We start from the raw sequence: 20,409 nt of genomic DNA, 5'->3' as shown, positions 1-20,409 counted from the left end.
CGTGCCGACTGTGTCAGTGGGCCGTCGTCTTGCTGGAGCCGACTGGATGCTCGGCGTCGGGCTCTGACGGTTCGGCGTCAGGTTTGACGGCGACCGCGGACGCGTCCGCGCGGCGGCGCTGGAAGCGCTGTTGGCTCTGGTCGAGGATGACCGCGACGATGATGACGGCCCCCTTGATGAGCATCTGCCAGAACGTAGAGATGCCGAGGATGACGAGGCCGTCGGCGAGGAAGCCGATGACGAACGCCCCGACAAGGGTTCCGCGTACGGTGCCTCGGCCGCCGGACAGCGCGGCCCCGCCGATGACGACTGCGGCGATGGCGTTGAGTTCGAAGGTCTCGCCCGCCTGCGGTGCGGCGGAGGTGAGTTCGGAGGCGATGATGAGGCCGGACACCGCGGCGCAGGCGCCGGAGATCACATAGACGATGAGTTTGACGCGCTTGACGGGAACACCGCTGAGCTCGGTAGCGCGCTCGTTGCCGCCGGTGGCGTAGAGCCAGCGGCCGAAGGGGGTCGAGCGCAGCAGTACGGCGACGACCACTGCCAGCACAATCATGATCCAGATTGCGACGGGGAGTCCCAGCGGGCGGCCCTGGCCCAGCCAGTCGAAGCCGGTGTTATGGGTGCTGGGGTTGCCTGCAAGATCCGGGTAGGTGGCACCATCAGAGATCAGCAGAGCGGTGGCCCGGGCCACGTAGAGCATGCCGAGGGTGGCAATGAAGGGCGCCACGTTCAGACGGGTGATCAGGATGCCGTTGACGGTGCCGACCAGTGCGCCCACCGCAGTGCACAACACGATGACGGCCCAGACCTGTGGGTAGGCCACAACGTCCAGCAGGCTCAGGTGCAGCCCTTGGAGGAGTTCTCCGGCGATCACCCCGGACAGGCCGACGGTTGATCCGACGGAGAGGTCGATGCCGCCCTTGAGGATGACCAGGAGCATGCCGAGCGCGAGGATCGCGTTGATGGCGACGTGCTTGGTCATCGTGATGACGTTGTCGACGGTGAGGAAGGAGTCGGACAACAGGCTGAAGATGACGATCAGGACTCCGAGGGCTATGAAAGCGCGGAGTTCGAAGATCGAGTCGACGGTCTTGAGGCGCCGGGCCCGCGCCGCAGCTGCACGGCGCTGCTGGAGCACCACTTCGTGGTCCTTGGTCGGGGTGTCACTCATCATGTGCCTTCTCGGTGGTGTCGGCGCCGTCGGCCAGGCTCATCAGGCGGTCCCGGGTGATGTCACCGGCCTTGAGGTCGGCGACCAGCCGTCCACGGACCAGGACCAGGAGGCGATCGGGTATGTGCAGTGCCTCTTCGGCCTCGGATGTGGTGAAGAGCACAGCAAGGCCGCGCTCGGCCTGCTGGGCCATCAGCTTGAAGACGTCGGCTTTTGCGCCGACGTCCACGCCCCGGGACGGCTCGTCGAGGAGCAGGACTCGGGGGCCGGTCATCAGTGCTTTTCCGATGACGACCTTCTGCTGGTTGCCTCCGCTGAGGGACCCGACGGGCGCGCGGGGACCGGCGGTCTTGACCGTAACGTCAGCGATCATCGCGGTGACGGCATCGTCCTCGGCGCGGCGATTGAGCAGCAGCTTGCGGACGAATCGGGTGACCGAGGCCAGTGACAGGTTCTGGCCGACGGACATGGTCTGGACGAGGCCGTCGCGCTGGCGGTCCTCGGGGACGAGGGCCAGTCCGGCGCGGATGCGCTCGCGGACGCTCGCAGGGAGAGGGTCGCCGTGCAGGCGGATCTCCCCGGAGGCGGCGGGGAGCCGCCCGGCCAGGCATTCCAGGAGTTCGGTGCGGCCGCTGCCCATGAGGCCGTAGATGCCTACGGTCTCACCGGCGTGAACGGTGAGGGTCAGGGCGTTCACAGCCAGCCGTCCGGGGACGGCGGGGTCAGCGACGGAGAGTTCGGTGAGCTCCAGGGCGGCAGGTCCCAGGGCGGGATTGCGTTCGGGGAAGAGGTCGTCCTGGTTGCGGCCGACCATCTTGCGCACGATCCACCCCAGGTCGACATCGTCGGCCCGTGCGGTGGCCACCATCGTGCCGTCGCGCAGAACAGCGACGTCATCAGCGATGGAGAGAGCTTCCTCCAGGTGGTGCGAGATGTACACGATCGCTACACCCTCGGCCTTGAGCTCGCGGATCACGTGGAAGAGGATCTCCACCTCCGGAGCGCTGAGCGCGGAGGTTGGCTCATCCATGATCAGGACACGCGCGTTCTGGAGCAGAGCGCGGGCGATTTCCACCAACTGCTGTTGTCCCAGTCGCAGTTCGCCTACCAAGGTCTCCGGGCTCAGTTGCTTGTCGAGCCTGCCCAGCACCCCCTGTGCCCGTTCGCGCTGGACGCTTCGGTGGATCAGGGTGCCGCCGTGGCGGGTGTGTTCACGGCCGAGAAAGAGGTTGTCCTGGATGCTCAGATTGGGACACAGGCTGAGCTCTTGATGGATGATGGAGATGCCCTGGTCGGAAGCCTCACGGGCACTTGCGAACTCCACTGCTGTGCCGTCGAGTTCGATGTGCCCGGTACTGGGCGACTCGACGGCGCTGAGGATCTTCATCAGGGTCGACTTGCCAGCGCCGTTCTCGCCGAACAGCACGGTGGTGCGGCCCGCCGAGATGTCCAGGGAGACGCCTTTGAGTGCCTGGGTGCCGCCGTACACCTTGGTGATCTCCGCAGCGCGCAGGACGGGTGGGGCCGGTGCCTGGGTCTCGGCGGTCATGATGCCGCCTCGATGGAGACGGGGGTGATGGTCAGCACGTCGGCGGTCAGCGGGGTCACGGCTCCGACGACTGTGATCTTCTTGCCGCGAACCGCCGCTGCGTCGAAGGACTTCAGAACCTTCGCTTTCATCCGGGTATTCAGGGCGGTCGCGGCATCGGCGTACTCGACCTGATTGGTGAACTGGCCGAAGCTGACCAGGCCGGACGCATCTCGCAACGATGTGCCGTTGATGGCCGGGCCGATCTGCACGGACAGGCGCGCCTTGTCCAGACCGGGCACCGTCACCTGCATCAGACCGCTCTTCACGGCACCCGCGGTTCCAGTGAGTGTCACGGCGTAGGTGTAGGGGCCCGTGCCCGCGCGGTGCCCGTACTGTTTGCCGGCTGCTTCCGGGTCTGCGTCGATGGCCCGGTGGAGCTTGACGACGTCGACGGCGTTCTTCTTGATCGCCGGCACGATCTTCGGCTCGAACGTTGCGGCCGCGTACTTCGCGGGGTCGAATTTTGGTTTGCTGCCGGCCCTGGGCTCGCTGTCGGAGCGGTAAGTCGTCGTGGCTGCGATGGCAATAAGCAGGAGCGTGAGTGCGATGAGGGAACCGCGGCCCAAGGTAAACAGGCCCGGGCGAACCACCGTGCTCCTTTCCTCCTGCGTCACATCAGTTGTCGTCATGGTGTCCTTCGCTTTCCACGTGTCCCGAGGTGGCGAGCGGCTGTGAGGCGCTGATGCCAGTGCCCCACCGCACTGCGGCGCTCTGCGTCGTTCCAGGTAGGCATGAATGTCTGCAGGCCGCTGTCAGCGCGCTCTTCCAGGTCAGCGGCCGTCCACAGGCCGAGCCCGAGTCCTGCCAGATGCGCGGCGCCAACGGCGGACAGCTCGTGATATCGGGTGCGCGCCACGGTGACACCATTGACATCGGCTTGAAGTTGCATCAGTGTGTCGCTTCGGCTCAGACCGCCATCGGCGACGACCTGCCGCAGACCGGGCAGGGCTGCCAGGGCGTCGCCGACCTGGAAAGCGACCGATTCCAGGCAGGCGCGTGCCAGTTGGGCTCGCCCGGTTCCCAGGCTGAATCCGGCCAGGAGGGGGACGGCTTGGGCGTCCCACCAGGGTGCCCCGATGCCACCGAAGGCCGGCACCAATGTCACGTCGCCTGCATCAGTGTCGGCCGCGAGCCGGATGAGTTGTTCTGTCTCAGTACCGAGCAAGTCCGCCAGCCAGGTCAAGGTGCGTCCGGTGGAGCGGATGTTGGCCTCATGTGCATAGGAGGGTTGACCGGTGGACCAGGCGATGGTGCTGCACACGCCGTCGGCTTGTTCGGGCGAGTCGGCGATCGTCATGACGGAGGAGCCGGTGCCGTAGGTAGTCTTCACGGTGCCCGGCCGCCAGCCGGCGTGGGCGAACAGGGCGGCGTGCGAGTCACCCATGACGGCCAGCACCGGGGTGCCGTCGGTCAGTGGCGCGAGCCCTCGCAGCGCCCCGAAAGGGCCGGTGGAGGGGACGATCCGGCTCAACGCTGCCCGGGGGATGTCGAACCAGCCGAGCAGGTCGTCGTCCCAGTCGCCGGTGGCAAGACTGAGCAGTTGGGTCCGTGAGGCGTTGCCGATCTCTGTGACCAGCTCTCCGGTGAGCGCGTGCAGCAGATAGGCGTCCACAGTGCCCAGGTGGAGCGTACCGGCCGCGCTGCGTGCACGGGCGGGGTCATGGCTGTCGAGCAGGGCCGCCATCTTCAGAGCGGAGAACATCGGATCGAGCGGGAGCCCCGTCCGGCGACGGATCTCCTCGCTGACGCCTGCGGCGGTGAGCCGGGCCGCACGTTCCCCTCCCCGCTGGTCCTGCCAACTGACCAGCGGGGCGACTGGCTTGGCGGTCGCGGAGTCCCACAGCACGACCGATTCACGCTGGGTGCTCAGGGCGATCCCAGCCACGCTGCGCGGGTCGACGTCCCGCATGCAGTGGGCAACGGCGGTGCGCACACTGTCCAGGAGCGCTGTCGCGTCCTGTTCCACCAGACCGGGACCTGGGTGGGACTGCGGCAGGGCCGCTTGGCCGCGGGAGACGATGTCGCCCGCGGCATCCAGGAGCAGGGTCTTGGTGGAGCTGGTGCCCTGGTCGATGGCGAGAACGTGCGGCTTCATCACACCCGTCCCAGAACCTCACGGGCGGTGCCGGCGATACCGTCGGCGGTCAGACCGAAGTGGTCGAGCAAAAACGCCGCGCTGCCGGTCGGGGCGAAGGCGGGCACGCCCACCATGCGTACCGCGACCGGGTGGCTTTCTGCCACGACCTTGGCCACGGCCGCCCCCAGACCGCCGGAGAGCAGCCCCTCTTCCGCGGTGACGATGGCCCCGGTCTCACGCGCGGCAGCCACAACAGCGTCCACGTCGAGCGGCTCCACGAAGGTCATGTTGAGGACGCGAGCGGAGATGCCGTCCTTGCCGAGAAGGTCTGCTGCCTCCAGCGCGCGCGAGACCATCGTGCCCACCGCGATCAGGGTGACATCCGTGCCCTGGGTGAGGCGCACGGCTCGGCCGGCTTCGAAAGCCGCGTCGTCGGGGGTGATTGCCGGCACCTTGAACCGGGGCACGCGGATGTAGGTCGGCCGGCCCGATGCGGCCGCCCAGCGCACAGCGCTGCGGGTCTGCGCCGGGTCTGCGGGCACGATGATCTCCAGGCCCGGGATGGCGCGCATCCAGGAAAGATCCTCGATGGAATGGTGTGTGGGGCCCAGCTCGCCGTAGGCCATACCGGGGCTCTGGCCGCACAGGACGACGTGCCGGTGGGTGTAAGCGATATCGGCCTTGATCTGCTCCAGGGCGCGGCCGGTGAGGAAGGGCGCGGCAGCAGACGCGAACGGGATGAACCCGGCGTTGGCGAGGCCGGCTGAGACGCCTACCAGGTCTTGTTCGGCGATGCCCACGTTGACCAGGCGGGTGGGGAACTCCTCGCGAAACTTGACGAGGTTACTGGAGCCCACCGAGTCGTTGCACACGGCCACGATCCGCTCGTCGGTGCGCGCCAGCGCGGCGAGCTCGTCGGCGAAGTCGACCCTGCAGTCGAACGTGGGGGCGGGGGCAGGGGCGGCCACGGTGCTCATCGGTTCAGCTCCTCGAGCGCACGACGTACCTGGTCGTCGGTGGGCACCTTGTGATGCCATTCGACGCGGTCTTCCATGAACGACACACCCTTGCCCTTGGTGGTGTTGGCGATCACGGCGACGGGGCGCCCTGTGGTGGAGGGCGCGTACGCCTCCTTGATCGCCTGGTGGTCGTGGCCGTCGATGACGCGGACTTCCCATCCGAAGCTCGCCCACTTCGCGTCCAGCGGCTCGAGGGACTTGGTGTCCTCGGTGCGGGCGCCTTGCTGCAGCCGGTTTCGGTCCACCACGGCGGTCAGGTTGGCCAGTCCGTAGTGGGCGGCCGTCATCGCGGCTTCCCAGTTGCTGCCTTCCTGGAGTTCGCCGTCGCCGAGCACCACGATCGTCCGCCAGGTCTCACCGCGCAGCGTCGCGCCGAGCGCGCAGCCGGTGGCGACGGGGAAGCCATGGCCGAGCGGGCCGGTGTTGGTCTCCACGCCGGGAACCTTCAGTCGGGCGGGGTGGCCGTTGAGCGGCGACAGCGGGCCCATGAACTCGTTCAGCCGGGTTCGGGGGAAGAATCCGCAGGAGGCCAGCGTGGAGTACAGAGCTGCGGCGCAGTGCCCCTTGCTGAGAACGAATCGGTCGCGTCGAGGGTTGTCTGGTTCGGTGGGGTGCATATGCAGCGTGCCCCACATGGCGGTCACCAGCAGATCGGTAACGGAGAGGTCACCGCCCACATGTCCCATACCGGCGGCCTGGATGGTGGTGAGGATGTCGCGCCGTACGGATGTCGAGATCTCGGCGAGTTCGGCCGCCGCCTCGGCGGGTGCCGCGGTGCGCAGTCGTGCGCTGCGCTGGTGGTAGGCGCGGGCAGCGCTCTCGTCGACCTGCAGCGGCGCGGCGGTGTCCGGGGTAGCGGTCACGCGGACTCACTTTCTGCGAGGGCGCGAAAGAGCGCGCGCTTCGCCAGGCGCTGCGCCTTGAGGGCGTCCTGCGCCGCTTGCGCTGTGGCAAGTTCCTCTCGATCGAGGTAGGCGAGGGCCTGATGGAAGGCGCGCATCGTGCGGATGCCGGTGCGGGCGGCCTCGACCGGGTCCTCGCGGAAGGGAAACTGGTCGAGCTGCCAGACCCCTTGCCAGCCGGCGTCGTGCAGGGCGAAGAAGAACTCGAAGGTCTCCAGCAGGTGGACGGAGCCGACGACCATGTCGTCGTCCCAGCCGCGAAAGTTGTCGTTGACGTCGATCGCGAACAGCTTGTCGCGGGCGATCGCCAGCCGGGCGGCTTCGGCCGGCGTTTCACCGCCGTACAGGGAGTGTCCGAAGTCCAGCAGGACTCCTACGTTGTCCACCCCCATGTCCTGGATCGCGAGCAGGGTGCGGGCGGCGGAGGAGAAGACCATCCGGTTCCGCGGCTCGCGCGGCTTGTACTCGATCGCGAACTTCAGGTCGGGGTGGCCCTGGGCGAGTTCACGCAGCGCGTCGACCGACTTCGACCACAGGTCGCTGTAGTCGGCCTGGAAGGGGTAGTCGTAGCCGTCCTGTCCGGGCCAGATCTTGATGTAGTCCACGCCCAGTTCACGGCCGACCTCGGCCGAGGCGGCGACCAGATCGATGGCCTGGCGGCGAACGGCGGGATCGGGGTTGGTGAAGCCGCCCTTGGCGAACTTGCCGGTATAGAACTCCGGCGTCACGGCGATGGCCCTGAGGTTCTGCTCGGCCAGGGCCGCACGTACCTCGGTGGTGCTGATGTCGCCCGGCGGGAAGGGCCAGTTCAGGTCGAGAACAGACAGGTCACCGACCGCGCCGGCCAGCTTGATTGCGTCCAGGATGGTGCGCGGTTCGCCGTACCCGTCCGTGGCATACCGGTCGACGTAGGTCGCGAAGTGCCAGACTCCGGCGCCATAGACCGGCTCCTCCCGACCCGACTCCCGAATTTCTATGCGTTGTTGAGTCGACATGCGGGACAAGTTACGAACGCGAGTCCAGCGCGTCAACCCCTCTACCGCAAGGACGACTACAGAGTTTCTGCCGGCCCTTCCTGCCACCCGCAAGCCTCTTGAGCGACTTGCGTCCGACCCGTTGACAGGGTCGCGCGCCCCTCCCAGAATTCTGGCCTGTCAACTCAAGCATGAATAGACATGCGTAACGCGTCGTCAGACAACCACCCACGCCCGACCGGGCCGGAGGAGGCAACAGGGCGCAATCCAACGGAATGCCCCAGCGAGCGGACCACCCCGGCCAACACCGCGAACTGCGGTGCACCATGGGCCGTGCGCGCCCTGAGCACGCACATCAAGTAAGAGCACACAGCGTCAGGCCAACGCGGCACCACGCGGTAAGCGTCGTGTATGCGACAGCCACGCCACCGGCCAGGCGGCGCCGCTGGATGCGTCCACGCAATCAGCTCGAATCCAGGAAGACACGGGCGCTGCGGCAAGTTGGCTGCCACACAAATCTCAACACCGCCAAACTCACCGTTGCCACCCACACAGCCACCGAGGCGATCACCGGCCTCAAAGAACGCGAACGATGACGCCTCAACAACAGCGTCCGTTACGCCTCGCCAGGGGCGGTCCCCTCTGCGCCACCGCCCGAGGCAAGGCGGCGCCGGCGACCCTCCATCGACACCTCACCCAGCAGACACGCCGGCAGGCGCCGCACGACATCCGCCGAGAGGTCCTGCACCTCCCGCCGGAATCCACCGGACCCGCGGCGCCCGCACCTCCAACAAGGGAGACACATGTACGCACGTGCCTCAAGCCCCCGCCGACGTCGAAGGCTTGCCATGGCGACCTTGGTCGCCCTCACCGCTGCCGTCCTGCCGGCCGCAGCGCAGGCAGCACCCAACGTTTCCGCCAGCACGCTCTCCACGACAACGGGTTCGGGTCATCAGCAAAAGCCTCGTGTCATCCTGACGACAGATGGCGAGGTCGACGACATGGACTCGTTCATCCGCTACCTCTACTACGCCAACGAATTCGACACCGCCGGCATCGTCCTGACCAGCTCCCGCTTCCACTGGGCAGGCGACGGCGACACGGTGAAGCCGTACCGCTGGACCGGAACGAAGTGGGTCAACGACTACATCGACCGATACGCCAAGATCTACCCCAACCTCCGCAAGCACGCGGCCGGCTACCCCTCCCCCGACCACCTGCGTTCGCTGTACAAGATCGGCAACATCGCGAACGTCAGCGATACGGCCGCCCCCACCGCAGGATCCGATCTGATCAAGAAGGCCATCCTCGACAACAAGCCTGGGCCGCTGTACGTGCAGGCCTGGGGCGGACTCAATACCGTCGCCCGAGCGCTCAAGTCGATCGAGGCAGAGTACTCGGGTACCAAGAAGTGGGACGCCATCCAGCGCAAGGTCAACAGCAAGCTGGTGCTCTACAACATCCTCGAGCAAGACGCCACGCTGAAGGACTACATCAAGCCCAGCTGGCCGGGCGTGAAAGTCATCGACAACCAGTCCCAGTTCTGGAGCTTCGCCTACGCCTGGAAGCCAACCGTCCCGCAGCCCTTCCAGTACACCCTTCGCTCCTCCTATATGGAGGACAACTTCCTCAACGGCCACGGCCCGCTGCTGAAACAGTACCGCACCTACCGAGACGGCAACCCGACTCCCGGGGACGATGAGAACCTGCGCTGGCGGCCGGAGGCCAGCGAGGAGAACGAAAACGCCGGCTACGACGTCCACGACTTCATCTCCGAAGGGGACTCCCCCGCGTTCCTGCACCTACTGGAATTCAACGGGCTGCGGTCGTCGGAAGACCCGACGTTCGGCGGCTGGGGCGGTCGCTTCACACCGAACGCCTCAGGCTGGGGGGACACCTCTGACGCCAACCCCTACACGGGAAACCAGACGGACCGCAGCTACCCCCAGACCCGCTGGGTCGAGGACATCCAGAACGACTTCGCGGCTCGGGCCGACTGGGGTCGCGCCTCCTCTTATGCCGATGCGAATCACGCCCCCAAAGCTTCTGTGAAGCAGGGCACGAACCTCAAGGCCAAGCCGGGGTCCAAGGTCGCCCTGCGGGGCATCGCCAGTGACCCCGACGGGGACCGTGTGTCGTACAAGTGGTGGCAGTACACCGACGCCGACACCTATCCCGGCGAGGTGCCCCTGAACCACACCGACCGGCCCAACGTCGCCTTCACCGTGCCCGCGGATGCGACGCCGGGGTCCACCATCCATCTCATCCTCGAGGTCAGGGACGACGGCAGTCCTGCTCTCAAGCACTACCAACGCGTCGTCGTAACCGTTACCGGCTAGATGTATTGACCCGGAGCGTTGTCTACGCGGCTGATGGGTGGCCGGCCGCCGAGTGTGGTGTGGCATCGGTGGTGGTTGTAGGCGCGGAGGAAGCCTGTCAGGGCGGCGGTGCGCTCGTCGTTGCTGGTGTAGGGCCGTAGGTAGGCCCACTCGTCGAGCAGGGTGCGGGGTAGGGCCGGCCGAGCGGCGAGGTCCCTGCTGGGCAGGGCCTTTTCCGCTCGGCCTCCCTCCGAACCGGACGGGCCCGATTTCCGAGCATCCGGCTCTCCAGTGACTACTGTATGATCGTCGTGTCCGGCTTCCCGGTGTGGACGCGCTCGTGTCAGGCGCCGCAGACCACGAGGGCCTTGCGCCGACGCTCGGCCATGGCTTTTCACCCAGTCGGGGGATGGCCCGGCCACTCGGCTGAGGTCGTTGAGTGACCGGATGTGGTGAACCTCCGCCTCACCAGTCCGCTCGCAGATCTCGCCCGCCCGCAGGGTGAGACGGACGCCGCCGCTCTGTACAGGAATCGACGGGCGTGCTGCATCGGTGCCCCGAGTGCCCGCCCGATCAAGCTGAACGACTGCCCCTCGCGCCAGCGTCTCCAGATCTCATCCTGCTGAACTGGCGAAAACCCGTAGTCACGCACCCGTGCCTCCACGATCACATGATCATCCGAAGGTGGTGCGTTGATCACTTGAGAGTGCCATCGAATGACGACAGGCGTGGCGAGCGTCCAATGAATTTGGACTTTTCAGAACCTGACGACACAGCGGATCCAATGAGGTCCGATGGCGATTGGATGCCTGTGGCTTCAAGGAGACGGCAGCCGGACTGATCGCCCTATAACGCGGTGGGCCAAGCTCTTGGCCTGTTACACGGAATCTCAGTCGTCACGCACAGTGGTGTCACCACACAAGTTGAGCCAGAGCCTTTCAGGGGGACACCCGCGCTGTTCTGCCAGCGGCAGAACAGCAGCCCGACCGGGCTTGACGATCACTACAGTCCAGTCTCATGACGACGATTACGACGCGTACGGTCGAGTACCCGGCCGACGGTTTGACGATGATCGGGCACCTCGCGCTCCCGGCCAGTGTCGACCGCCGACCCGCGGTGCTGCTCGGACCAGAGGGCATGGGGCTCAGCGACGTCGAGCGCCGCCGGGCCGATGCTCTCGCCGAGCTGGGATATGTAGCGCTGGCCTTCGACCTTCATGGCGGGCGCTATTTGGGTGACCCCGAGGAGATGCTGGCCCGTTGCCTGCCGCTGCTCGCTGATCCCGAGCGGATGCGGGGCATCGGCCATGCGGCGCTCGACGTGTTGCGCACCGAACCGCGGACCGACCCCGACCGGATCGCCGCCGTCGGTTACGGCACCGGGGGCGCCATCGGGCTGGAACTCGGGCGTGATGGCGTCAGCCTGCGCGCGATCGGGACAGTCAACGCACTGACCACGGGCCGACCGGGCGAGGCGGCGCGCATCCGCTGCCCGGTGTGGGCCGGGGTCGGGTCGGAAGACCCGATCATGCCGCCCGCGCAACGGAACGCGTTCACCGCTGAGATGCAGGCCGCGGGCGTCGACTGGCGCCTCGCGGTCTACGGCGGCGCCTTGCACGCCTTCCACCACCCGCCGGTCGACCACCCCGCAGTCCCCGGCGTCGGCTACCACCCACGGCACGCGCAGCGCGCCTGGCGCGACGTCGTCGACCTGCTCGCCGAGTGCTTGCCCGTGACGGAGGATCTGGGGCATGACCCAGGTAAGCATGCTGGCTTCGGGCACTGACAGTCCACTCCCCTCAAGTCCGCACAGCAGAAACGCATTCGGGCGGTTACTCGATCGCGGAGACGTATGCACAACTACCTTAGTAAATACCGGATTTACTGCGGCAGAGCCCCTACCGTGATCACCGCGACCTGCGGCGGACCAATCCGGCCGCCGGGGCGAGGTGTACGCATTTACTGCGGCAGTACTGGAAGGGCGGGACGGCGTGACGATCGAACCGGTGACCGAACTCGGGAGCGGGGGCGCACTTCGGTTGCCGCACGCTCGGGTCGTGCCCCTGTCCGCCCCGCCGTCGTCGTACACCGCGGCGGTCGAGCGGTACCTCACCAGCGCGGGCATCGCGAAGTCCTCCGCCCGGATCTACCGGATCTCGTTGACGACCTGGGGGTGGATGCTCGCCGGGGCACCGGCGCCAACCGGACCCGCTCGCCGAGGCGCGAAACCGCCCGTCTTCCCCGTCACTGCGATCGACGACCCCGCGCTGCCGGAGGTGCTCGCCGAGCTGGCGGCGGCGCGGGCGGACGAGATGGACGCCGAAACCGTCAACCGGGAGCTGTCCATCGCGCGCAAGGCGATCGGCTGGTGGCAGCGCCAGGGCTGGATCGAGTGCGATCCGACGATCGGCATCGAGCGGCGGCCGGCACCGCCCGACCGCACCAAGGCTCTCGCGGAGAACCAGATCACCGCCCTGTGGCGCCTCGACGTCGCACTGCGGGAGAAGACGCAGTGGAAGATGCTCTATGAGTCCGCCGCACGGGGCGACGAGGTGCTGTGCCTCAACGTGGAAGACCTTTGCCCGCAGGACAAGCGCGGCAGGATCACCGCCAAGGGCGGCGCGACCGAGTGGATTCACTGGCAGTCCGGCACCGCCCAGCTCCTGCCCCGCCTCTTCGCCCGCCGCACCCGCGGCCCGCTGTTCCTCACCGACCGCAAGGCCCCGGCCGGAACACCGACGCTCGACGTGTGCCCGGAGACCGGCCGGGCCCGGCTCTCCTACCGCCGCGCTGAGGAGATCTTCGAGGAGAACACCCGGCTGCTGGCCAACCCCCTCGCCTCACCCGACGACATCGAGGGCCTGGACGGCTGGACGCTTCACCGGCTACGTCACAGTGCCCTCACGCACGACGCGGAAGACGGCACCTCCACCCCGATGCTGCTGGCCCGCTCCCGCCACGCCTCCGTCCGCTCCCTGGAGCGATACGCACGGCCCGGCGTCGACTCGGTCGCTCGGCACGTCGCCGAACGAGACCCCGCTGCACGTCGCCGCACGTAAAGCCGAGCGGATCAAGGCTTCAAGATCATCCCGTTGCCCCTTTGGCGCGCATCTCGGTCACACCCCTACGACCTGTTCCGCCGCTGGCAGCGGAACGGCACCTGGGAGCGGATCTTCACCGAACTGCAGGCCCGGGCCGACGCGAAGGACCTGATCACCTGGGACCTCAACGTCGACTCCACCATCGTCCGTGCGCACCAGCACGCTGCCGGGGCGCGAAAAAGGGGGGGATCTACAGAAGGAGCCGGCCCGGCGGCGTCGCCGCCGAGCCGGTCGACCATGGCCTCGGACGCTCGCGCGGTGACCTGACCACCAAGCTGCACCTGGCCGTCGAGCAGCGGCAAAAGCCCATGTCGATCGTCATCACCGCAGGGCGACCCGATTGACTACCGCGAGCGGCACGCGGTCGAGTGCGGTATTAACCGCCTCAAAAGACACCGGGCCGTAGCCACGCGGTATGACAAGCCAGCGGTCCGCTACGAGGCGACCGTCCTTGTCGCGGCCATCAACGAGTGGCTGTGACCAGCACATTCGATCCACGGCTAATGGGGGGGCGACTCGTCGGCGAGCTGGTTGCTGCGGTCGATCTCCGGCATGTGCGTCTCGGCCCAGACCCGCAGGGCGGAGAGCGGGATTTCGAGGGACAGGCCGAGCTCGGTGAGCCGGTAGTGGACGGCGGGCGGCACGGTGGGTTCCACGCGGCGCGCGACCAGGCCATCGCGGACCAGGCTGTGCAGGGTGACGGACAGCATCTTCTGTGAGATGCCCGGGATATGGCGCCGCAGTTCCGCGAAACGGAGCTCACCCGGAGCCTCCTCGGCCAGCACCTTGACCGCCATCGACGTCCACTTGGTGCCGATACGGTCGAGCAACTGGCGGGTCGGGCAGCGCGGATCCAGCAGGTCCCCGCGCTCACCGGGTCGCTGGTCACGTCCGCCGGGCCTCGACGTGGTCACCTGGGGCTCACCACCTGAAGGGAAAGTGCCGTCTTGGGCAGACCAGAGTAGTTCCCTAGCGTGACCTAGTCACCATCACTCACCAAGCACCTGGAGTCCCTCCATGCCCGAGCTGCGACGCGTCCTCGCCAACGGTGTCGAACTGAACGTCGCCCTCTCCGGATCGGGCCCGGCTGTCCTGCTGCTGCACGGCTTCCCGCACACCTGGGAGCTGTGGACGGACGTCATGGCCGATCTGTCCGGCCGCTACCGCGTCATCGCGCCGGACCTGCGCGGGTTCGGCGCGAGCAGCCGGGCCGCCTCCGGGTACGACGCGGGCACCCTGGCCGAGGACGCCGCGGCGCTTCTCACCACGCTCGACGTATCCTCGGCCGCGGCGGTGGGCATCGACGCGGGCACCGCGCCGGCCTTCCTCCTCGCCCTGCGCCGCCCTGGTCTCGTCCGGCGCCTGGTCGTCATGGAGTCCCTTCTGGGCAGGCTGCCTGGCGCCGAGGACTTCCTCGCCGACGGGCCGCCTTGGTGGTTCGGCTTCCACTCCGCCGCGCCCAGCCTTGCCGAGACCGTGTTGGAGGGCCACGAGGCCGCCTACGTCGACTGGTTTCTGAGCGCCGGCACGCTCGGCGACGGTGTGCGCCCCGCCCTCCGGGACGCATTCGTCCGCGCATACACCGGCCGCCAGGCGTTGAGCTGCGCGTTCTCGTACTACCGGGCCCTGCCCGAGAGCGCAGTACAGATCGAGCAGGCGGTCGCCACTGCCCGCCTGACGGTGCCAACGATGGCGCTGGGCGCCCGGCCCGTCGGTCCTGCGCTGGAACGCCAGCTCCGCCCGGTCACCGACGATCTCACCGGACACGTCATCGAAGACTGCGGCCACATCATCCCGCTGCACCGGCCGCACGCCCTGCTCACGCTGCTGCATCCGTTCCTGGCCGGTGAGGACGCGAAAGCGGCGTGACCGGGGTGGGGCTGACATTCGATACACGCCCTGGATCCGGCGGAGATCACGGGCGGAGCCAGAGTCGGATCGAAGCGACGATGACGGTGCCGTGGAAGATGTAGCCACGCTTGTCGAACCTCGTGGCCACGGCCCGGGAGTTTCGAAGGCCACGTCCACGCGCTGCGGACCTTGGGCGGGGTCCCGCGGAGCAAGGTCCGCTACGACACCATCATCGAAACCGGCACCGACTCCTACCGCCTCGCCTCCACCCGGGCACGAGCCGAGGAGTCCGCCAAGACCGGCTGACCCAGAGAGCTGCCTGCCTCGATTGCCAGCCGCCCTCGCAGGCGGCAGGCAATCCCATATTCGCGGTGCTACCGCCCAGGCACTTCCGGTCCAGGCCGCGCTCGGCCGCCGCGTTGTGTCAATGGACCTCAAGAGTCGAGCACGGCGGCGACGGCCTCAATCTCGACGAGCTGGTCCTTATAGCCGAGGACAGTGACGCCCATCAAGGTGCTGGGGACGTCGTGGTCAGCGAACGAGTCCCGGACCACCTCCCAGGCAGACACCAGGTCCTCCCGCCGGGCCGATGCGACGAGAACCCTTGTACTGATGACGTCCTGGAGTGACGCGCCGGCGGCAGCGAGAGCAGCCCGCATGTTCTCGACGGCCTTCAGCGCCTGACCCGCGTAGTCCCCGATCGCTGCCGTCGAGCCGTCGTCGTTCAGGGGACACGCCCCGGCGAGGAAGATCAGGCGGGAGTCGGCGGGCGCCGTAGCTGCGTAAGCGTACTCGGCGACGTCGGACAGGGAGGCGGAGCGGATCAGAGTGATGGCACGAGCCACGGTCGTCGGGTCCTTTCCCATCGAGTGTTGAGCGTGGACATCCTGCCAACGGCCCGTTGGCACCCGCCTCCCTTTTCCTCGCCGCGCCCACGGCAACGCCGTCATTTCTGGTCGACACTCGTGGACCCGGTGATCATCAACTGACTCCGGAACCCGTCGAGAAACGCTGTTCCTAGAGATCAACGAAGCCACTGTGACGGTCGCCGAGTTCGCGGAAGAGATTAGCGGCCTGGGTGTGAGCGTCGATGGCCTCACTGAACCGGCGCGGCAGCGAGCCGCCGCCGGAGACTGGGCTGCCTACGCCGCTGATGTGAGCCAACGAAGCAAGGAGGATCCGGCCCCATGATCCCGCCCACTACCGACCAACCAGCGAACCGCAAGCAGCCCACGGCTACCGGACCGAGCACGAGCCAGGAGATCTACCTCATCACCGGAATCCCCGCGGCGGGCAAATCGACGATCGCCCAACTGCTGGCCGAGCGGCTCCCGAGGTCAGTGCACGTGCGCGGAGATCTGTTCCGGCGCATGGTGGTCAACAGCCGAGCCGAGATGACTGCCGACCCGTCCGAGGAAGCAGTACGACCGGCTGCGTCATCAGCTGACCGCACAGACCATCGACAGCTACTTCGACAACGGCTTCACCGTCGTTGCCCAGGATGTCATCCTCGGAGAAAACCTTGCCAGGATGATCGCGCAGATCCGCAGCCGCCCTCTCCACGTGATCGCCTTTACCCCACACCCGGACGCCATCGCCACACGCGACACCGCCAGATCCAAGACCGCCTACGACGCGTGGACCATCGGCCCCCTCGATCACGCTCTGCGGCAGGAGACACCTCGCCTCGGACTTTGGATCGACACCTCCGAACAGACCCCCACCCAGACCGTCGACGAGATCCTCGCCAGAGCCCCGGGAGAGGCACGAATCGAGCTCCGCAACACGTGATCCGCCAGGCATTCGGACACTTCCAATGCCCGACTCCACCGTTATGCGTGTCCTCGGACTTCCGCACCCGCACCCTGCGGCGACTTCTGGACTCCACCATCGCCGCCGCCCTTCAGACCCGGACCGGGAGGCAATCATGAAACGCAAGGTCGGCTACACCTGGCGGCTTCGCGAGGTCATGGCCCAGCACCAGATCTTCACGGCCACCGAACTGGTGCCGCTGTTGCGCGAACGAGGCATCGACCTGTCCGCTTCCCAGGTGCACCGCCTGGTCTCCGGCACCCCCGAACGCCTGTCGTTGCAGGTCAGGACAGGAGGTCGGCGATGAGCTCGGCGAACTCGCCGGGCGAGACGATGCGGATGCCGAGGTCTTCGGCCTTGGCGCGTTTGGCGCCGGCGCCCTCTCCGGCGACCAGGAGGGAGGTGCGCTTGGAGACGCTGGAGGAAGACCTGCCGCCGGCCTGTTCGATGAGTTCGTTCATCTGGTTGCGGCCGAGCTGTTCCAGCGGACCGGTCATGGTGCCGGTGACGACCACCGTCATGCCATGGAGCGGGACTGCCGTCTCGGCGGTAAGGGCCGCGCCGTTGCCGGCAGGTGGAGTGGCGCCGGGTTCGTTCGTGTTCACTCCGGCGGCGATGAGTTTGTCGATGACGGGTGCGAGCTGGGCCAGCTCGGCGACAATCACGGGTGCTTTCTCGATTCCGATGCCGTCGACCTGCTGCATCGCATCCGCGTCAGCGGCCCGGACCGCCTCCATGGTGGCGAAGTGGCGCGCGATGCGGCGGGACATCGACCGGCCGGTGCCGCGCACACTCAGCGCGCACAGTACCCGCGACAGCGGCCGGGTCTTGGCCTGCTCGATCGCGGCCAGGAGGTTGTCGGCGCTGGTGGGGCCCATCCGTTCCAACGTCAGGAGCGCATCGCGGGTGAGGGAGAACAGGTCGGCGAAGTCGCTGATGAGGCCCGCGTCAGTGAGCTGGACGACTCGGGTCAGGCCGAGGCCCTCGATGTCGAGCTGGTCTCGGCCGACCGCGTAGGAGACGGAGGCGACCAGGTGGCAGTCGCGTCCGCGTTCGCACCGCCAGCGCTGCTCGGAGGCATCGATGCCGGATCCGCACTGCGGGCAGGTCTCGGGGAACGCGATGGGCTGCTCGGCCCCGGTGCGCAGGTGGGCGACGGGGGCTTCGACGCGCGGGATGATGTCGCCGGCCTTGTAGACCATGACCTGGTCGCCGATGCGCAGATCGCGGCGGGTGATGTCGGAGGGGTTGTGGAGGGTGGCGTAGGTGATGACGGAGCCGTCGATCTCGACCGGTTCCAAAACGGCGCGGGGAGCGATGATGCCGGTGCGGCCCACGTTCCATTCCACGTCCAGCAGTCGGGTGATCTTCTCTACCGCGGGAAGTTTCCAGGCGATGGCCCAGCGAGGCGCCCGGGATCCGGATCCGGCGGCCTGCCGGTCGGCGGCCAGGTCGGCCTTGATGACGATGCCGTCGATACCGAACGGCAGGTCGGCCCGCAGGCCCGCGAGCTCCTCGACGCGGTCCTGGACGGCCATCACGGAGGTGACGGTGCGGCCGGGCACCTCAGTGGCTGCCGCCGTTTGCACACCCCAGCCGACTATGCAGGCCATCACCTCGCTGTGAGAGGAGCCGGTCAGACGCTCCGCGAGCCCAGTGTCCGTGGTGGGCAGAGGCAGGCAGCCGTAGCCGAAGAACGTCATCTCCAGCCGGTACGCACGGTCTCTCGCCCGCAGCGTGCCCGCCGCGGCGTTGCGCGGGTTCGCGAACGGCTCCCCACCATGCTGGGCACGCACCGCGAGCGCCGTCTCGAACTGGACCGAGGTCATCAGCACCTCGCCGCGCACCTCCACCGTGACCGGCTCGGCCAGCTGACCGGGCAGGCCGCTCAGAGTGCCGATCGCGTGCGAGACGTCTTCCCCGGCTGTCCCGTTGCCGCGAGTGATCAGCTGCACCAGTCGGCCGTCGCGATAGCGCGCGGCTATCGCAAGGCCATCCAGCTTCGGCTCCACGCTCCACGCCTGAACCGGCCGGCGGATTCTCCGTTCCAGCGAGGCGGCCCAGGTGGTGAACTGCTCGCGGGAGAAGACGTTGTCCAGACTCAACATGGGCTGAGTGTGTGGCACATCCCCCTGCCCAACGCCTCCGGCCACCTTCCCCGTCGGCGACCCGGGCACGATCTGCTCCGGGTGGTCCGTCTCCCAGGCGGTGATCGCCCGTATCAGCCGGTCGTACGCGTCGTCGTCCAGCGCACTGTCCCCACCCCCGTAGTAGGCAGCCGCAGCCTTCACCGCGGACTCGACCGCTTGCACGTACCCAGTGTTATCGGCAATCACAGCATCAGTGATGGTCATGACCGCCATCGTGACTGCCACCACTGACAACGCTGCGAAAGCCGCAGCCGAAATGGCCGCCACCAGATGCGCCGAGCTCAGCCGCAGATCACCGGACTCAGCCAGGAGGTCGCCCGTGCTGTTCAGCGCGGTCCGTGCGCCATACGTGCAGTCGCAGCGCGAGCGGCGCACGCCAGGGCGTCTGTACGGGCCGTTCGTTCTACGGCTGGTTGCAGGCCGCGGTGTTCTCGCGGATGGCTTCGGCAACGGACCGCGCATATCCACGAAGGGACGGAGGCTGCCGTTAGGCCGCAACCGGACTGTTCCTCCAGAGCCTGGGCACGATGGCGTAGGACGGCACCATGCGGGACACCGCCGACAGCGCAGCGAAATGCGTGGCGTTTCTGATGACGACAGCCAGAAAGGGAGCGCGGTGATTAGGGTCCCCGGCGTTCGCGTCTGAGCACCAGTCCGGCGAACGCGGCGATGCTGGCGCCGAAGACACTAGTTGCGCAGGCCGGGGCATCGTGGTCGACCAGGTAATTCGTCAGCCAGAAGACGCCAGTGATACCTGTGGCCGCCAGCACGGCGCCGAAGACCCGGAAACCTACCTCCACTCGGTCCAGCCAGCGCCGGTGTTTGTAGTCGCTCGCCCTGCACCTGCTCCAGTCCAGTCTCGTGCATGTCAACACCCTGCTGCTTCAGCAGGTCCTCACCGAACCGGCCCGGGCGAAGAAGCTCACCGAGGAGGCCCGGCGCGGGCTGACCGCCTTGTTCTGGTCGAACATCAACTCGTACGGCACCTTCCGCCTCGATATGGACAAGCGGCTCGATCTGACGCCCATGGCCATTCCCCACCCCCCCCGGCAGGCGGTGGACCGCATGGCACAGGCGGCGCGATCGACGCCGTAGGCGTCAAGGCATCGCAGGTGGCAGGTATAGCGGGCCTTCGAGATTGAATGGGGTCTGACCGCGTATCAGGGTCCTTGGGGGAAGTGATCTTGTCCGGGTTCATCCGGTGAGGCCGAGGCCGGTCAGGGATCGGCGGTAGTCGCGGGCGGTGTGGCGGAGGGCTGCGGCGATGTTTCGGTGGCCGTTTTGGCGGTGGAGGCCGATCGCGAGATTGCTGAGGCTGGCCATCATGCGGGGCAGACCGACGGTGCGGACCTTGAAGGCGTCCTCACAGCCTGCTGGGCTCGGACCGCTGCCTGGTGCCCTCGTTGACCAGGCGCTACACGCGCTGTGGTGTTCGGCCAGC

19 protein-coding genes and 2 pseudogenes are annotated in these 20,409 nt (G+C 67.5%); 8 read left to right on the top strand and 13 right to left on the bottom strand.

Annotated features, from left to right (window positions below):
* Positions 1-13: 13 nt before the first annotated feature.
* Genes ACH4S9_RS32960 through ACH4S9_RS32930 form a run of 7 tightly spaced genes read right to left on the bottom strand, consistent with a single transcriptional unit; the run spans position 14 to position 7,758 of the window.
* Positions 14-1,174, bottom strand: a complete 1,161-nt coding sequence (locus ACH4S9_RS32960; protein ID WP_385337923.1) for an ABC transporter permease — start codon at positions 1,172-1,174, stop codon at positions 14-16.
* On the bottom strand, positions 1,167-2,723 hold the full coding sequence (locus ACH4S9_RS32955) for a sugar ABC transporter ATP-binding protein (protein WP_398375200.1): 1,557 nt from the start codon (positions 2,721-2,723) through the stop codon (positions 1,167-1,169). The genes ACH4S9_RS32960 and ACH4S9_RS32955 overlap by 8 nt, the downstream gene beginning before the upstream one ends.
* Positions 2,720-3,394 carry a DUF2291 family protein gene (locus tag ACH4S9_RS32950; RefSeq protein WP_398375198.1) on the bottom strand — a complete coding sequence of 225 codons (675 nt, stop codon included), beginning with the start codon at positions 3,392-3,394 and terminating at the stop codon, positions 2,720-2,722. The genes ACH4S9_RS32955 and ACH4S9_RS32950 overlap by 4 nt, the downstream gene beginning before the upstream one ends.
* The gene (locus tag ACH4S9_RS32945; RefSeq protein WP_398375196.1) at positions 3,391-4,860 is read right to left on the bottom strand and encodes an FGGY family carbohydrate kinase; all 1,470 of its coding nucleotides are present in this window, start codon (positions 4,858-4,860) and stop codon (positions 3,391-3,393) included. The genes ACH4S9_RS32950 and ACH4S9_RS32945 overlap by 4 nt, the downstream gene beginning before the upstream one ends.
* A complete protein-coding gene (locus ACH4S9_RS32940) occupies positions 4,860-5,819 on the bottom strand; it encodes a transketolase family protein (protein ID WP_398375195.1) in 960 nt (319 codons plus the stop codon). Before ACH4S9_RS32940 ends, ACH4S9_RS32945 begins: the two co-directional genes overlap by 1 nt.
* Positions 5,816-6,724 carry a transketolase gene (locus ACH4S9_RS32935; protein WP_358842852.1) on the bottom strand — a complete coding sequence of 303 codons (909 nt, stop codon included), beginning with the start codon at positions 6,722-6,724 and terminating at the stop codon, positions 5,816-5,818. Before ACH4S9_RS32935 ends, ACH4S9_RS32940 begins: the two co-directional genes overlap by 4 nt.
* On the bottom strand, positions 6,721-7,758 hold the full coding sequence (locus ACH4S9_RS32930; RefSeq protein WP_398375227.1) for a TIM barrel protein: 1,038 nt from the start codon (positions 7,756-7,758) through the stop codon (positions 6,721-6,723). Before ACH4S9_RS32930 ends, ACH4S9_RS32935 begins: the two co-directional genes overlap by 4 nt.
* A gap of 827 nt (positions 7,759-8,585) precedes the next feature.
* Between ACH4S9_RS32930 and ACH4S9_RS32925 the strand changes: the two genes are divergently transcribed.
* A complete protein-coding gene (locus ACH4S9_RS32925) occupies positions 8,586-10,076 on the top strand; it encodes a nucleoside hydrolase-like domain-containing protein (protein WP_385337939.1) in 1,491 nt (496 codons plus the stop codon).
* Here the strand turns inward: ACH4S9_RS32925 and ACH4S9_RS32920 are convergent.
* A pseudogene (locus ACH4S9_RS32920) lies at positions 10,073-10,249 on the bottom strand (integrase core domain-containing protein); the annotation flags it as partial. The gene ACH4S9_RS32925 and the pseudogene ACH4S9_RS32920 overlap by 4 nt on opposite strands.
* A gap of 823 nt (positions 10,250-11,072) precedes the next feature.
* Between ACH4S9_RS32920 and ACH4S9_RS32915 the strand changes: the two are divergent.
* From ACH4S9_RS32915 to ACH4S9_RS32905, 3 genes are all read left to right on the top strand, one after another.
* Positions 11,073-11,840, top strand: a complete 768-nt coding sequence (locus tag ACH4S9_RS32915) for a dienelactone hydrolase family protein (protein WP_398375193.1) — start codon at positions 11,073-11,075, stop codon at positions 11,838-11,840.
* Positions 11,841-12,111: 271 nt separating this feature from the next.
* Positions 12,112-13,113: a tyrosine-type recombinase/integrase gene (locus ACH4S9_RS32910; protein ID WP_398375191.1), complete on the top strand. Its 1,002-nt coding sequence runs from the start codon at positions 12,112-12,114 to the stop codon at positions 13,111-13,113.
* A 33-nt stretch (positions 13,114-13,146) separates the two neighbouring features.
* Positions 13,147-13,422: a hypothetical protein gene (locus ACH4S9_RS32905; RefSeq protein WP_398375190.1), complete on the top strand. Its 276-nt coding sequence runs from the start codon at positions 13,147-13,149 to the stop codon at positions 13,420-13,422.
* Between the two features lie 233 nt (positions 13,423-13,655).
* Here the strand turns inward: ACH4S9_RS32905 and ACH4S9_RS32900 are convergent, their stop codons facing one another.
* Complete coding sequence (locus ACH4S9_RS32900) at positions 13,656-14,069, bottom strand: winged helix-turn-helix transcriptional regulator (RefSeq protein WP_398375188.1); 414 nt, start codon at positions 14,067-14,069, stop codon at positions 13,656-13,658.
* 103 nt (positions 14,070-14,172) lie between these two features.
* On the opposite strand from ACH4S9_RS32900, the gene ACH4S9_RS32895 reads away from it, so the two are divergent.
* A complete protein-coding gene (locus tag ACH4S9_RS32895; RefSeq protein WP_311730871.1) occupies positions 14,173-15,024 on the top strand; it encodes an alpha/beta hydrolase in 852 nt (283 codons plus the stop codon).
* Positions 15,025-15,070: 46 nt separating this feature from the next.
* Here ACH4S9_RS32895 and ACH4S9_RS32890 read toward each other — a convergent pair.
* Both ACH4S9_RS32890 and ACH4S9_RS32885 read right to left on the bottom strand, forming a co-directional pair.
* Positions 15,071-15,172: pseudogene (locus tag ACH4S9_RS32890) on the bottom strand (IS5/IS1182 family transposase); the annotation flags it as partial.
* 268 nt (positions 15,173-15,440) lie between these two features.
* Positions 15,441-15,851, bottom strand: a complete 411-nt coding sequence (locus tag ACH4S9_RS32885; RefSeq protein WP_100568610.1) for a RidA family protein — start codon at positions 15,849-15,851, stop codon at positions 15,441-15,443.
* A gap of 685 nt (positions 15,852-16,536) precedes the next feature.
* On the opposite strand from ACH4S9_RS32885, the gene ACH4S9_RS32880 reads away from it, so the two are divergent.
* Together ACH4S9_RS32880 and ACH4S9_RS32875 are read left to right on the top strand one after the other, a co-directional pair.
* Positions 16,537-16,797, top strand: coding sequence for a hypothetical protein (locus tag ACH4S9_RS32880; RefSeq protein WP_398375186.1), 261 nt, complete (start codon positions 16,537-16,539; stop codon positions 16,795-16,797).
* Positions 16,798-16,933: 136 nt separating this feature from the next.
* Positions 16,934-17,125: a helix-turn-helix domain-containing protein gene (locus tag ACH4S9_RS32875; RefSeq protein WP_398375184.1), complete on the top strand. Its 192-nt coding sequence runs from the start codon at positions 16,934-16,936 to the stop codon at positions 17,123-17,125.
* On the opposite strand, the gene ligA is transcribed toward ACH4S9_RS32875, so the two are convergent.
* Complete coding sequence (gene ligA / locus ACH4S9_RS32870; protein ID WP_398375225.1) at positions 17,103-19,181, bottom strand: NAD-dependent DNA ligase LigA; 2,079 nt, start codon at positions 19,179-19,181, stop codon at positions 17,103-17,105. The genes ACH4S9_RS32875 and ligA overlap by 23 nt on opposite strands.
* Positions 19,182-19,829: 648 nt before the next feature.
* On the opposite strand from ligA, the gene ACH4S9_RS32865 reads away from it, so the two are divergent.
* Positions 19,830-20,063, top strand: coding sequence for a hypothetical protein (locus ACH4S9_RS32865; protein ID WP_398375182.1), 234 nt, complete (start codon positions 19,830-19,832; stop codon positions 20,061-20,063).
* Positions 20,064-20,162: 99 nt separating this feature from the next.
* Here ACH4S9_RS32865 and ACH4S9_RS32860 read toward each other — a convergent pair whose 3' ends face one another.
* The gene (locus ACH4S9_RS32860; RefSeq protein ID WP_398375180.1) at positions 20,163-20,294 is read right to left on the bottom strand and encodes a hypothetical protein; all 132 of its coding nucleotides are present in this window, start codon (positions 20,292-20,294) and stop codon (positions 20,163-20,165) included.
* Positions 20,295-20,409 lie beyond the last annotated feature (115 nt).

Origin of the sequence: Streptomyces sp. NPDC021225 (assembly GCF_044332865.1) — a bacterium.
Taxonomy (GTDB): domain Bacteria; phylum Actinomycetota; class Actinomycetes; order Streptomycetales; family Streptomycetaceae; genus Streptomyces.
The sequence above is the reverse complement of the archived record's forward strand: the minus strand, read 5'-3'. Positions and strand labels throughout refer to the sequence as shown.